The sequence below is a fragment of the Catonella massiliensis genome (assembly GCF_016651435.1).
Taxonomy (GTDB): Bacteria; Bacillota; Clostridia; order Lachnospirales; family Lachnospiraceae; genus Catonella; species Catonella massiliensis.
The window spans coordinates 1,785,339-1,799,751 of record NZ_JAEPRJ010000001.1; the positions used below are offsets into that span (position 1 = coordinate 1,785,339).

Genomic DNA, 14,413 nt, shown 5'->3' on the forward strand with positions numbered 1-14,413 from the left:
TTATTTTAGCATTATTGTCTTAATTTCATAAGGCTTTACTTCCACTTCTATAGCTGTCTGCTTCCACTCTCCCAGAGGGTTTTCCATAAGGTCAGCCTCACACCAGCTATCAAACTTAAGCCCTGTTGATATAGTCAGCCTGCCTCTTCTGCCTGTGAATTCGTGGAAACGGAGCACATAAGCCTCTTCATTTTCAGCCTTCTTAAAGGCATCAAGCACAACGTTTTCTACATCAAAGCTAATTAAGCTCTCCTTGCCAAGTGCGGATGCACCCTCAAGTACAACCACAGGTGAGTTGAGGTCAAAAGCTTCCTCTTCAAGCCTAGCATTATACCACTCTTCCTTATGAGTATAGAGGCTGTAGGTAAACTCGTGTGTGCCGTAGTCTGCACTATAGTCAGGGTCTGTTGCAGACTTTAAGAGGGAGAGTCTCATAGTGTCTTCCTTGATGTCATAGCCGTATTTGCAGTCATTTAGAAGAGCCACACCATAGCCTGTCTCAGAAAGGTCAGCCCACTTATGAGCTACCACTTCAAACTTAGCAGCCTCCCAGGAAGTGTTTCTTGTAATAGGTCTTACTATATTTCCTTCCTGCACATCATATCTTGCAAATACTCCTCTTATGTCTACAGAGAATGCAGTTTTTAGAATCTTCTGGCTCTCTTTCCAATCTACAATTGTCTTAAAGTCTATTCTCCTCTTGTTGTTGTAGAGGCAGAGGGTCTGCATAATCTTAGAGTTATTGTAATTATAGGTAAAATGAATGAAGTAACCAAGTTCATTCTTAGTCTTTATGATATTGCCGTCACAATGAATCTCCTCTTTTTTAAGGTCGATGGTAGATTCAAGCTCCCAGGCATCGAAGCAGCGAGGCTTATCTTCAAATATCTGGATGACATTGGCAAACTTTCCCTCCGGTATAACTTCTCTGTCTGCGCTCTTATCATAGAGTCTTACCAGTCTTCCTTTATCATCCCAGGACACAATGTAGTAAGGCGTTTCCACAGTATTTTCTGTAAAAGATGAAGCTTCCTTACAAGCTTTTACACTTCTTGTAATAGTGCTAAAGGCTAGTGGCCTTAGTCCTTTCACATATACGTGGTCCTGCTCACCACATCTATGGCTGGGAAGTATATTTCCCTCACTGTCTGTATACTCATAAGCCTCAGCCCCTGCAGGAATCTTTACAATGCTGTCTCTTTCCCAGTTTGCCTGATTAAAGAGGGTGAAGGCATTTTCTTTCTCAGTTACAAATGAAGCCTTTGCTGCCTTAGTAGCATTTTCAATATACTTTAAGGCTCTTTCATACTCTTCATGGCTATCCTCATATACCTCGTGGATACTTGAACCCGGAAGTATATCGTGGAACTGCTCACAGAGGACTATCTTCCAAGCCTTAAGGAATTCTTCTCTGTTATAAGGCTTGTCAAACAGCTTTTCAGCAAAGACTGAAAGCATCTCCTCTTCCCTTAGCTTATACTCCATAAAACGGTTCATCTTCTTGTTGTAGCCCTGAGAGGTGTAAGTTCCCCTGTGGAACTCAAGATAGAGCTCTCCATCCCAGATAGGAAGATATCCGTTATATGGATTTTCTTTTATTGTTTCATTTAACTTTCTAAAGTACTCAGTAGCCCTTCCTGTCTCTACATTTGGAATACCAGGCATAAGCTTTGCCGCCTCTATATACTTAATCATTTCTCTGGTCGGACCACCGCCGCCGTCACCAAAGCCATAAGATATAAGTAAGTCTCTGTTTAAGTCTTTATTTCTATAATTATCCCATACTCCCTTTATCGCATAAGGCCTGCTTTCACCGTTGTAGGTGTAGGTTACATCATTTAATTCTGTTGTGGTTACAAAATGTGTGGTTACCTCACTTCCATCCATTCCACGCCAGATAAAAGTATCATAAGGAAGTCTGTTGGTATCATTCCAGCTTATCTTGGTAGTCATAAATGTATTGACACCTGATTTTTTAAGAATCTGAGGCAGGGCCCAGGAATAGCCAAATACATCAGGGAGCCATAAGAACTCACTCTCATAGTCAAATTCTTTTTTGAAGAAATTTTTACCTACTAGTATCTGTCTTATGATGGATTCACCTGATGCGAGGTTACAGTCACATTCTACCCACATGGCACCTGAAGGCTCCCATCTGCCCTCAGCCACCCGTCTTTTGATATGTTCATATATATCAGGATAGTCCTCTTTCAGATAGTCATAAAGCTGAGGCTGTGTCTGTATGAATATGTATTCAGGATACTTCTCCATAAGCCTGTTAACTGTAGAAAATGACCTTGCAGTCTTCTCCCTTGTATGTCTAAGCCTCCAAAGCCAAGCCACATCTATATGGGTATGGCCGAGCATGGTCACATTTACGCCCGGTTTTCCCTGTCCCTTAAATCTATCCCTAAGATAATCAAGGGCTGTCTGCAAACTCTTATAATAGGCCTCACTGTTTTTATTGGTAAAGTCAACAAGTCTGAAGGCCTCTACCAGCTGGTTTAAGATATAAGACTTATATTCATTATTTTCATCAAGGAGTTCATGAGTCTCAAGCGCAGTCATAGCAAGGTAGTAGAAATCATCTGCTGCCGTATCAAGCACACCAAACTCTGCCCTGTCAATGGACATGGTCATCTCACGAGGCCTGCCGCCGCCGTTAAGTCCTGACCATATTCTAAAGCTTAATTCAAGTTCTCTTCCCGTTTCCTTCAGGTTGAAGAAGACTTCCTTGTGATTACCATCCACTCCCTGATAAGGCTTGCCGTTTACATATAAAAGACTCTCAAAGTTACTGTTATTGCCTGTTCCCATAGGTACACCGAAGTCAAAAATGCCAAGTACATTTTCATCTCCAAAGGACTCAGGTATGCTTATCTTGGTGCAAAGCCAGTTGTATTTATCATAGCCCTTTGACCTAAACCCCTGACCTACCTTGACAGATTCGCCCTTTGGAACCCTGTTACCTACCACTCCGTCATCTTCGTACCAGTCAAATTCTTCAATAGGCACAAGGTTTCTATATCTGTTCTCTCCTATTTCCTCCAACAAATTGTGTATTCTTTCCTGATGCTTAAAATCAAAAGGCATAAGCTTCCTCCTTAGTTAAACATTTTTTTATCGTATGCTGTTTCATAATCCTCTAATAGCTTCTTTGCAAGTGAGTAGGAACTAATGAGAGGATGCTGCATAAGCGCTCTTATAGCAGTTTCTCTTGAATCTTCCTCTATTGCCTTTACTACAAGATTCTCATAGTTCTTTATTAATCTTATTAAAACCATGCAATCCTCTGGTACATCCGTCACCTTCACAGGCTCAATGCCATTCTTTGATACCTTGCAGGTAACCTCTACCACATCCTCATCCCTTAGTTCAGGTATGCTGCCGTTATTCTCCACAGACAGCACAAGGTACCTTCCCTCTTCGGACTGCAGGCCTTCTATGCAGTCAAGCATAACTCCCGCATATCCCATTCCGTCAGGTACTTCAAGCTCTCCCTTAGGGAGCATAGGCCTGTTCTCTCCGCCTGTTTCCGCAGACATATAAGAATTTTCCCTAAGCTGCATATAGTAAAGAAAAGTCTGAAGCATTTCTTCTGCCTCGGTATCTGCATCCATTATATCAAGTTCTTTCATCATAGCAAGATTTATATTTTCAATACTCTTTCCTCTTGCCGCCTCTGACTTTAGCATATTGGCTAAGGCCTTCTCTCTGTGATAATAGTAATACAGATATTCATTTGGAAGCAGTCCAAGATCCCTAAGTAAATCCTTGTCAAACATCTTAAACTCTTCCACTTCACTTAGGAACTCATCATCCTTAAGTAAATCAGGTAAGATTTCTTTTCCCTCTTTCTTTACGCTTCTAATCCAGGATAAATGATTCAGTCCATAGAACTCAACATAGAGGTCTTTTTCCTCTACTCCAAGCTTTGCCGCCATCCTGAACTTGCAGCTGCTTGGCGCATCGCAGATACCTATCACATTCTTATAGCCTGCCTTTTTAAGTGCTTGAGTTACAAGGCCTGAAGGGTTGGTAAAGTTAAATATAATGGCATTTGGTGCGTATTCCTTTATAAGCTTGCAGTAGTCAAGGAGGACAGGGATTGTCCTAACCGCCATTGAGAATCCGCCTACACCTGTAGTCTCCTGACCTATTACACCATCCTTTAGTGCTACAGTTTCATCTATTACTCTTGAATGGTCTCCTCCCACCCTAAGAGTAGTAACAATGTAGTCAGCTCCCTTTATAGCCTCCTTTACATCTTCACATACAGACAGCTTTAAGTCCTTATTCTCTCTTCTTATAACCTGATTACAGAGCTTTTCTATAATACCAAGCTTCTTGTAATCTATATCATATAACATGGCTTCCTCAATGTGCAAATCTTTATATCTTTTTAGTAGTCCATTGATAAATATTACCGTTCTTACTCCGGCGCCTCCAATTACTGCAATCTTCATATTCTACCTCTTTTCCATAAATTCATTTAATAAAGCAAGATCTGGAAAGGCCGTATTTCCACCAAGACCTGTACAGGAAAGTGCGCCGCAGCCATTTCCATATGTAAGTGCAAGACCTATATCTCCTTTTACAAGGTATCCGTAGATAAAGCCTGCGTTAAAGGAGTCGCCCGCCCCCGTTGTATCGATGGCCTCTACCTTAAATCCCTTATCTTCATAGGTTAGCCCCTCTGATACGGCGATAGAGCCTTTTGAGCCTAGCTTTATAGCTGCAACCTTGGCATACTTTGCAAAATCCTCAGCCGCTTCTACTGCAGTAGACTTCCTGCTATAATGGACTGCCTCTGTTTCATTCATAAAAAGCACATCCAGATATGGGAAAATATCATATATCCCCTTATTCCATTCTCCTGTATCATCCCAGCCCACATCAAATGAAATAGTGGCAGAAGTCTCCTCCTTTATCTTCCTTATAAGGCTTAGATAGGCCTCATGGTTCTTACTTCCCATATAGCCAGTGATATGGATGTGCCTTGCAAGCCTAACCTCATCAAGCTTAATATTTCTAATATCTATATCATCATTAGTTCCTCTGTAAGTGAGGAAAGATCTGTCATTTTTATTGGTAAAGCTAAGAGATATCCCTGTATTTTTATCTTTTTTAGTGGTTATAAGCGAAGTATCTATATCGTATTTATTAAATGTATCTTTGATATAGTCTCCGTATAAATCATCACCCACACTTCCCTTAAAGGCTGTTTTTAGTCCAAGCTTACCAAGCCCTAAGGCAAAGAGCGCTGCTCCTCCTCCTATACAGGTTTTGATATTTTCTACTTCCCATTCCTGTCCGTCAGGCGGAATCTCTCTCGCCTCTCTTATTATCTCATCGATGTTTACATCACCGTAAACATATACATCCCATTTTTTCATATATTTTTCCTTATATTAACATCATTTCAAAAGATAAAAATTCTCTTTAAGACAAGCTCCAACCAGATTTTTATGCTTTTTACTATTGTATCATCATGCTATTCTGTATAGACTCTACTAAATGATAAGGGTGCCAAATACCTTTGACACCCATTACAGATTGCATCATCACTTCCACAATCCTAAATATCACTTTTCAACCTTTAACTGCTCCTATCATTATACCGCTTGCAAAGTACTTTTGTACAAACGGATAAATGAGAAGAATAGGTACTGTGGTTATCACTACGGCAGCCATTTTGAGGGAGTCGGAAGTAACTGTACTTGCCCCCTGTACCAGAGCCTGTGCCACACTTGTTATATCCTTTTGTGATGCTGACATAGCCCTTGCGAGCATCTGCTGAAGCACCGTCTGTACCGGCCATTTCTCGTTGCTTGTCATGTAAAATGCACCTGAAAACCAGTCATTCCAATGGTTTACTGCTGTATAGAGGCCTATAACTGCAATTACAGGCTTTGAGAGAGGAAGTATTATCCTTCCATAAATCCCAAAATATCCGCAGCCGTCAAGCTTTGCAGACTCTTCAAGACTGGCAGGAATTCCTTCAAAATAAGCTCTCATCATAAGCAGGTAGGTCACGCTGACAAGACTTGGTACTACATAAACCCAAAAATTGTTAATAAGATGAAGATTTTTGTACTGAACATAGGTAGGAATCATTCCTCCTCCAAAAAGCATGGTAAAGGTAATTAAGATGGTTATAACCTTTACTCCCGGAAGGTCTTTTTCCTTGAGTGCAAATGCCGCAAGTGAAGTAACTATGAGGGTTAGAAGTGTTCCTATAACCACTCTTAATATAGTGTATTTATAAGCCTTCATAATGCTTCCGTCACTGAATACCTGCTTAAAGTTCTCAAGTGTAAATGCTCTAGGGAAGAAATATACCCCTCCCTTTGCAGCATCAGCACCGTCATTTAATGAAAGAGCAAGTACATTTATGCAAGGCAAAATAATCACAAGGCAGAGTGCAAGTATTACAAGTATAATAAAGCCCTGTATTATTCTGTCTCCCAAGCTTTGTTTTATTTTATTCTTCTTTGGTGTAATTATTCTGTCTGTTGCTTCCATAACTATACCTGCTCCTTTTAACTATAATCTAATAGAACTGAATTGACTGTGGATCTTCTTTGTGAAGCTCTTCAAGTTTAGCCTTAAACTGGTCATTTCCAGCTGACTGAAGCTGATTTCTAAAAGCTTCGATTATGGACTTAACCTCAGCGTCATCCTTTGCAAAGAATGCTTGGATTAGAGTTTCCTGATAGTTAAGTAAATCCATCTGTGCCTTTACATCTTCAAGTCCTGTTGAAGTTAAGTAGGCTGTAGCCTTAAGTCCCGGTACAACCTTGTATTCACGTGGATACTCTTTTGCTATCTCCACACTTCTCTTAAATGCTGAACCGCTTCCTGAACCCGGTCTTGACTCACCAAAGTTATCAATTGGGTTTACATTGGTAAGCATGAACTCAAAGAAGTAGTTTGCGGTACCACCAAAAGCAGCACCAACATTGTTGATAAGCCAGTCTACATCACCCTCATTAAGCTTCTTTGATACTTCCTCAGTAATAACAGGCTTTCCATCCTTTAAGTTATATGATAAGCCTTCTACTCCATACTCTGCTAAAAGCTGTCCTTCATAGGTAGATAAGTAATCAAAGAACTTAAAGATTTCTTCAGGATTCTCTGCCTGTGAAGATATAGCCCAGCAGCCACGCTGTGTCTTGCCTGAAACAACTCCCTTATTATCTCCTGATACATTGTTAAGAGGCCCTAAAGGAACCCAGTCATTTGTCTGGAAAATAATGTTCTCATAGTTGTGTACATCTGCGATTATAGCAGAGTTGTGGCTCTTGCTTACTTCTTCCGCACGTGTCTGATCCATTGTAAAATACTCAGGATTCATAAGTCCTTCTTTGATAAGCTTTCTTACATAGTTAATCTTGTCATATACATAGTCTGTCTCCGCCTCATGCTTAATCTTGCCGTCTTTTTTATCTATGTTGTATCCACCAAGAGAACCCTTACCGCTTACTCCCCAGTTCAGCTCACCTATATTAAAGGCAAGTGAATCATAAGAGCCGCCCCAGTACTTAGGTCCTAAAGGCCATACATCATTTCCGTTGTCATCCTTAAATCCGCCCTTCTTAATCTTCACAAGAAGGTTGTAGAAATCTTCTGAAGTTCTGATTGAAGTAGGATCGATTCCTAACTTGTCTGCAATTGATTTCTGGATATAAGGACCTCCAAGGTAGGCATCCTCAGGGATGTACTGTGCAGAGCGGTCTACTTCTTCAATCTTCATTGGAAGAAGATAAACTGCATCGCCAAATTCCTCTCTGAATACAATGTTCTTGTAGCTGTCTCTTGGAAGATAGCCTTCTTCATAGTATTTTTTGTAAACCTGAGAATCCTTCATCATTGCGGAAACATCAGCAAACATTCCCTCTTTCGCTGCCTTTAAGAGGAGTGGGAACTCCGGTCTTGTGGAGTCATCCAGATAGGAAATGATTACGTCAGGAATGGTTCCTGCCGCAAGCTGTGACGCAAGTACCTTAGCATCACTGTCTCCAGGTGTATACTGGATGTTTAACTTGATTCCTGTGCGCTTTGTGAGTTCCTGCATCACAGGTGTGTTGTTAAAGTCCTTTGGAAGACTGTAGCCGATGTCATCTACATATGCCTGGATGTTGATTGTTCTGTCTGCTATCCAGGTAGATGGCTTGCCATCTGCTGTTTGCCCGCTGGCTGTAGATGACTTTCCTGTTGATGCAGTACTTGCCTTTCCTGCACTGCTTCCACTCTTTTCAGAGGAATTACCACAGGCACCGAGCATACTCACCATCATGCTGCCAAGCAGTGCAAGTGAAAGCACCTTTTTGAGATTTTTTGTTTTCATAAACTACTACCCCTTTCTTTTTATGTATGTTTTTATTCCCTGTCATTCCCATTGTTATATAGCAATAATCAGGGAGAATACATTACCAAAGACTGACCTCTGTTAGCTTCTTACATATCTTGTTGGTTCCTATCACAAGGACAAGACCTACAAGACCTTGAATAAGTCCTATAGCAGTTGCATATCCAAACTGACCTCCCTGCAAACCTACTCTAACCACGTAGGTATCGAGTGTGTCCGCAAGCTGCATATTTCCGGGTGTTCTAAGCAGATATATCTGTTCAAAGCCTGATGAGAGAAGACCTCCCACTCCCATAATGAAAAGGAGACCTATGGTTCCTCTGATTCCCGGAAGCGTTATATGCCACATCCTCTTTAGTTTGCCACAGCCATCCATCTGAGCCGCCTCATAAAGTGAGGTGTCCACACTGCTTATCGCAGCCAGATAGATAATGGAATCCCAGCCTATGTTCCTCCAAAGGTCCATCGAGAAGAGAATTCCAAGGAAATACTTTGCATCCATAAGGAAGAAGGTACTTCCGTCTCCTCCAAGTCCTGCTATAATCTGATTGATTACACCGTTGTTAGGTGCGAGCAATCGCTGAATCATCGTTACTATGATTACGCTTGAGAGGAAGTGAGGCAAATAAGTAATGGTCTGACTTGCCTTCTTAAACTTCATGTTCTTAAGCTCATTTAAGAGAAGGGCAAGGATGATGGCAAAAGGAAACTCAAGTATACACTTTATAAAGCCTACAGTCAGAGTATTTTTAATCAGCCTTAAGGCATCATAGCTCTTAAAAAATGATTCAAAATACCTAAGCCCTACAAAATCGCTTCCCCAGATTCCCTTCTTAAAGGAATATTCCTTAAATGCCAGTACATTGCCTGCCATTGGCACATAACAGATTAAAATATAATATATTATTGCAGGAAGGAGCATCACATAAAGTGGCCAATAATGAAGGAGCTTGCTTTTCAGGCTCTTTTTGTTTAGCTTTACTGCCTTATTATCCATGGTTACCTCCTTCACTTAGATATATTACAGCCTCTGTAGGATAATGGTCGGATAGAAAAACTCCGTCCCTTTCCTCAGCCCATTTTGCAGTGCTCTTGCAAAATACATCCTTAGTTGCAAATATATAGTCTATCTTTTCTTTTTCTTTACCGTAATCGTGAAATGTAAAGTCAATATCCTTCGTTAAGTCCTGGTACTTTCCGGATGTGATTATAGACTTCATTTCCTCAGAGTCAGGCTCTGCGTTAAAGTCTCCTGTAATAATCACAGGTATATCAGAGAAGGCTTTTTCTGCCTCAAGCTTTCTTAGCAGCTGATTAAGTCCCAAGAGTCTTGCTTCGCTTCCTTCGTGGTCAAGGTGAGTGTTAAGAAGCCTGAACATCTTCTTTTCAGCCATGTCATATAAGACTACTTCTGTAGTAACCCTAGGACAGGTGCTCTGTTTTTTATACCTGCTTGCAGGCACATAAGGGGTTTCCGACATCCAGTAGGTCTCCATACTAACAAGGTTGAACCTATCCTTCTTAAAGGCTATGCTCTCCTGTTCATCCGTAAAGTCCTCACTTCGTCCACAACCTACTACATAGTAGTCTGACAAGGTTTCCTTAATCCAGACCGCAACATGTGGAAGAACTTCCTGAAAGCAGATTATATCAGGCTTTTCAGAGCTTATCTTTTCTACTATCATAGGCTTTCTGAAAGCGAAATTATTGATTCCATCCTGCTCATAATCACAGCGGATATTAAATGTAACAAGTTTGATACCTTCCATATTAAGCCTCATCTCTTCTGCAAAGCGGTTCATAACACCAAGGTTCTTTAATCACTGTGCCATTTTCAAGGTAGACATAGGTTTCAAAGCTCTCTGTATTATTTTCATTTAGTACAAAAAGCCTTGCTCCCTTCATGTGGTCAGGTGCGCCGTAGGTGCCATAGCCTCCTGCTCTTCCATAACCCAGGGTAATACCGTAGAGATTGCCGTAGTAATCATTAGCATGGTCATGTCCTACGAAGAGCCCCTTTGTATGTCCTGCCTCAACTAAGGCGTAGAAGAAGCCTGAATTTAATCTCGGTGCCCCACTTCCTTCTCTCTTTACTCCGTAGCATTTCTCATATTTGAATACTTCCTGATGCTCAGGCACAGCTATATGTTGAAAGGCAAGGGCTGAGAAGTCCTTATGGCTACTTTCAAGCTCACGAATCTTTGCCTGATACCAGTCAATTTGATTTCTTGTGATGCAGGCATAGCCACCTATCTTTTCACAAGGGAAATAATCACCTGAATCAATGGCAAATATAGCCCACTTTGTTTCATTGTTTTTATTCTTGATTTCTATTACGTGATTGCCTACTCCATCAATAGATGCTGCATCATGGCAGGCTACACAGCCTTTAAGCTTCATGCCGGCTTCTAGGAGTTCCTTCCTGCTATGTCCCCATTCAGAGTCATGGTTACCAAATACAAAGGTCCAAGGACAGTCTCCCTCTGTAAGAGGAGCAAAGACCTTAGGCAGGAATTCTAGATTATGCTCACCGTATACCATATCTCCAGTAACTATAACAAAGTCAGGCTTTTCATCTCTAAGTGCCTGCCTTACGAGCTCTACCGTCTTATGGTCTGCCTCATCATCATTGGTAAAATGCAGGTCAGTTAGCTGCATTATCTTTATATTGCCATCTTCATTAAATCTAAGTTCATGGGCCATCTGCATACCTCTCTCTTATATTCCTTCTTACCACACACTTTGAGATGTGTGGTACCCTAAGACAGGCTGCCCTGCCTTATATGTATATCACATAAAAAATCCACTCAAACTGTATCAGTAACAGTTTAAATGGATTTTTATTTATACACAATGGACTTTTTTAGTATTTAAAGTGGAAAATTTTGATTTATTGTATCTCTTAAATCTTCTATGTATTTATAGCTTGCAGGATAGTTTTCCATAGACAGCTTCCCACCATAAAGCCTCTCAATCAGGGCTATCACCTCTGCTCTACCAACCTTTTCTTCATATTTTACAAGAGCTCTATAGTCCTGAAAGCCCTCATTTAGAGCCATCATTCTAAGAGAATCCTCCGGCTTTCCGTCAACACCCGGATATACCAGGAAGGCATCTCCTGCCTGAAAGGCACCTCCTGCGTCAGTAACTGCATAAGGGTTGATATGCTCTATGGAATACTGAGAGTTATAGAAATTATACCCCCAGTGCAGGAAGCCCTTTATATCAAAATAGTAGATAAGGACTCCCATTATCCTGTTTCTGGCTGATGGCATGGACATAAACCTGTTCGGAACCTTATCACCCTGAGCACAGCAATAGTAAGTCCAAAGCCCCTTGACATTATTCTCTAAGAATGGTTCCAGATGATTATTGCCAGGCACTGGTCTGTCAACTATTCCTCTTTCCACGAAGCTATACCTTGACACCGCATCAAGGATAGGATAGTCACCTAAAAACGGAGCTATTCTTTTTCTAAGTCTACTGTATTTTTCTATGCAGTTTTCATCAGGCTCGTCTGAGAGATGAAAGAACACCTTGCCGTTAAGTCCCCATTCATCAAGCTTTTTAGTGAGAGAAGGAAGGTAGGCAGAAAGGAAGTCCATATACTCTTCACCCTCAGAATCAGTCTCCCAGCCGAATATTTTCTTTAATTCTCCTTCAGTATACGCCATTACCTTAGGTGCGGCATTTGCGCCCCACTGGGTAAAAAGGTGGGCCATCTCAAAGTATTCTATGCCACTTTCAAGGCAGATATCAATAAATCTCTTTACCTTATCAAAGATAAAGCTATAGGATGAGCCGTTTTTATGAACCTCAACCAACTGCACCGTAGTCCTCTCTCCACCTACCTCGGTATCAAGTGGCGGTGTAAAAGTCGGTACAAGTATGGTATTCATTCCTGACTTTCCGTAATGTCTTATAAAATTAGCCATTATCTCCCAGTGTCTTTCTGAAAGACTCTCTACCCCGTAGTAATCTGCAAGACAGTCGCCGTGAAACCACTCAGTATGATAAATGCTAAGCCTTGGAAGCTCCCCTCTTAAAACCTCAAGCTCTATTTCTTTTTTATATTCATTTCCCTCAGTTTTAATAGTAACGATGAGATTGTTTTTACCGAAGTTAAGCTTGGTTTTATCAGCATTTCTTAGGTCAATGGTAAAATGAAGTGCCTGCCAGTAGCCGCTTGCAAGCCTTAGCTTCCCTCCTTTAATATCTTTTAGTAAATCAGGGAAAAGCCCTGGAGACTTCCTTAGATATTCTCCCCCATGCCTCTCCTTTCCTGCGTACCTTACAGGCACAGCCACTACCTCTCTAAGTCTTGTAAATGGTGCAAGTAAGCCGCCTATCTCGATTTCAGCCAGGTCATTGTCGCTCTCATCTGTCGATTTTATGCCCAGTTGAACACTAAAGACCTCATTTACAAAAAAAGAGGGACATTCGCCCTCTATGCTTTCCACAGGTTCTTCATCGTGAAACACCTTAGCCATAGAATCCAGCCAGATTAACTTTGTAATTGCTTCCATCCCCACAATATCTCCTCTACTTGTTCTTAACTTTCAGACTTCTCAAATAAGTCTGCTTATATGATATGATGTGGGTGTCAAAAGTATTTGACACCAATTGATACAGGATTGCTACAGCTGTACTTTGGGCGGTAGAGTTCAAGCAGTTCTATTCATAAGACACAAATATAGCCTTGCAGTCCACATATTCTCCAAGGAAAATCTGACTGTATTCTTCAAAGCCCTTCTCTCTCATTTTTTCTTTGATCCAGTCTTCGTCTTTTCCGATTACTTCAAGGATATCTGTCTGAAGATGTCCATCAGTGATTATAGGGAACTTAGGATTTTCTTCTCCATCAAGCACTATAATAATCTTACCGTCTTGCTCGACTACAGCTCTTTTAACCTTTTTAACTGAATATACATTCTGCGCTCTTAGCTTAAATGCCACATCATGTGCTGATAGTCCTGCTTTCTTGCAATTCTCAATATCTACCTTACCATTATTTATAATAATAAGTGCTTTCCCGTCTATAATCTGTTTAACTCTAACATTATGCTTTTTTAATAGCCTAAATCCTGTCACAAGCAGGAACCAGGCAAGCATAACAAGGAGACACTCAAATATACCTATATTCTTGTTATATATCACACCACCGACAATTCCACCAAGGACATAGTTCTGTATCTGGTCACTGGCAGAATTTGGTGCAAGGTTACCCTTACCTGTAAAATTGATAACGGCTATTGCAGATAGAAATCCTATCATAAGCTTAATAAAAACCAGAACAAAATCATTCATTTTCTCATTCTCCTTTTGGGTTAATTTTTACTTCTACATCTTATCACAAAAAATCAATTAATCAAATGGAAATTAAATGTAATGTTTAATTATTTCAGGATCTTCTAATGCTCCCTCAATAATTCTGCTAAGAATTGATGTGTATCCCTTCCCTAAAGATTTAGCCTTTTTCAAAGCCTTACCTGACAGTCGTAAGGTCACTATCTGTTTTTGCCTGTCAATTTTCTTTTCCTCAGAAATCTTCTTAAATTTTGACAATTCTTCCTTGGTAAATTCCGGATACTCATCATCTTTTGAGATTGCAATTTTTTTTGCATTTTCAAGCATCTGTATCTGCTCTGGAGTCGGCTTACTTTTAACATCAATATTTTTAACCATTATAATATGCCTCCTTTTCAATCTTTGTAGCTAATCTTGCCGATATAATTCTAATAGAATCTTCTCTCTCTGTATAAACTACAACAACTATGACAGCTATTCCGTTTATTTCTCCAATAGTAACATATCTATCTTCAGTCATGGAATGCGACTCATCATATTTTTCAATACGATTATCATCACCAAAAACAAGAGTGGCTGTACTAAAGTCAATTCCATGCTTAGATATATTTATCTGTTTCAAATATACTCGATAAAGATGGCAAAATCAACAATCGTTTCGACTATAGTCGATAAAAATTAAAATCCAAGCAGCATTTCGACTATAGTCGATAAAAAAAGAGATACCCCTAGAGG

General features: G+C 40.4%; 12 protein-coding genes. All 12 read right to left on the bottom strand.

All coding sequences use genetic code 11. The features are described 5' to 3' along the window. The gene (locus tag JJN12_RS08115; protein WP_208429205.1) at positions 1–3,093 is read right to left on the bottom strand and encodes an alpha-mannosidase; all 3,093 of its coding nucleotides are present in this window, start codon (positions 3,091–3,093) and stop codon (positions 1–3) included. Between the two features lie 11 nt (positions 3,094–3,104). Then, the gene (locus tag JJN12_RS08120) at positions 3,105–4,466 is read right to left on the bottom strand and encodes a family 4 glycosyl hydrolase (RefSeq protein ID WP_208429206.1); all 1,362 of its coding nucleotides are present in this window, start codon (positions 4,464–4,466) and stop codon (positions 3,105–3,107) included. A gap of 3 nt (positions 4,467–4,469) precedes the next feature. Further along, positions 4,470–5,396: a carbohydrate kinase family protein gene (locus JJN12_RS08125; protein ID WP_208429207.1), complete on the bottom strand. Its 927-nt coding sequence runs from the start codon at positions 5,394–5,396 to the stop codon at positions 4,470–4,472. 196 nt (positions 5,397–5,592) lie between these two features. Next, on the bottom strand, positions 5,593–6,525 hold the full coding sequence (locus tag JJN12_RS08130) for a carbohydrate ABC transporter permease (protein WP_236013735.1): 933 nt from the start codon (positions 6,523–6,525) through the stop codon (positions 5,593–5,595). Between the two features lie 28 nt (positions 6,526–6,553). Further along, complete coding sequence (locus JJN12_RS08135) at positions 6,554–8,350, bottom strand: extracellular solute-binding protein (RefSeq protein WP_208429208.1); 1,797 nt, start codon at positions 8,348–8,350, stop codon at positions 6,554–6,556. 82 nt (positions 8,351–8,432) lie between these two features. After that, positions 8,433–9,368: an ABC transporter permease gene (locus JJN12_RS08140; RefSeq protein WP_208429209.1), complete on the bottom strand. Its 936-nt coding sequence runs from the start codon at positions 9,366–9,368 to the stop codon at positions 8,433–8,435. After that, complete coding sequence (locus tag JJN12_RS08145; protein ID WP_208429210.1) at positions 9,361–10,140, bottom strand: endonuclease/exonuclease/phosphatase family protein; 780 nt, start codon at positions 10,138–10,140, stop codon at positions 9,361–9,363. The genes JJN12_RS08140 and JJN12_RS08145 overlap by 8 nt, the downstream gene beginning before the upstream one ends. A 1-nt stretch (position 10,141) precedes the next feature. Continuing rightward, on the bottom strand, positions 10,142–11,080 hold the full coding sequence (locus JJN12_RS08150) for a metallophosphoesterase family protein (RefSeq protein WP_208429211.1): 939 nt from the start codon (positions 11,078–11,080) through the stop codon (positions 10,142–10,144). 161 nt (positions 11,081–11,241) lie between these two features. After that, positions 11,242–12,897: a DUF4091 domain-containing protein gene (locus JJN12_RS08155; protein WP_208429212.1), complete on the bottom strand. Its 1,656-nt coding sequence runs from the start codon at positions 12,895–12,897 to the stop codon at positions 11,242–11,244. Positions 12,898–13,045: 148 nt separating this feature from the next. Continuing rightward, the gene (locus JJN12_RS08160) at positions 13,046–13,678 is read right to left on the bottom strand and encodes a DUF421 domain-containing protein (protein ID WP_208429213.1); all 633 of its coding nucleotides are present in this window, start codon (positions 13,676–13,678) and stop codon (positions 13,046–13,048) included. A gap of 72 nt (positions 13,679–13,750) precedes the next feature. After that, positions 13,751–14,056 (bottom strand): antitoxin, encoded by a 306-nt coding sequence (locus tag JJN12_RS08165; RefSeq protein ID WP_236013737.1) that lies wholly within the window; start codon positions 14,054–14,056, stop codon positions 13,751–13,753. Then, entirely contained in the window at positions 14,049–14,300 is a 252-nt protein-coding gene (locus JJN12_RS08170) for a BrnT family toxin (protein WP_208429214.1), read from the bottom strand. Before JJN12_RS08170 ends, JJN12_RS08165 begins: the two co-directional genes overlap by 8 nt. Between the last annotated feature and the right edge of the window lie 113 nt (positions 14,301–14,413).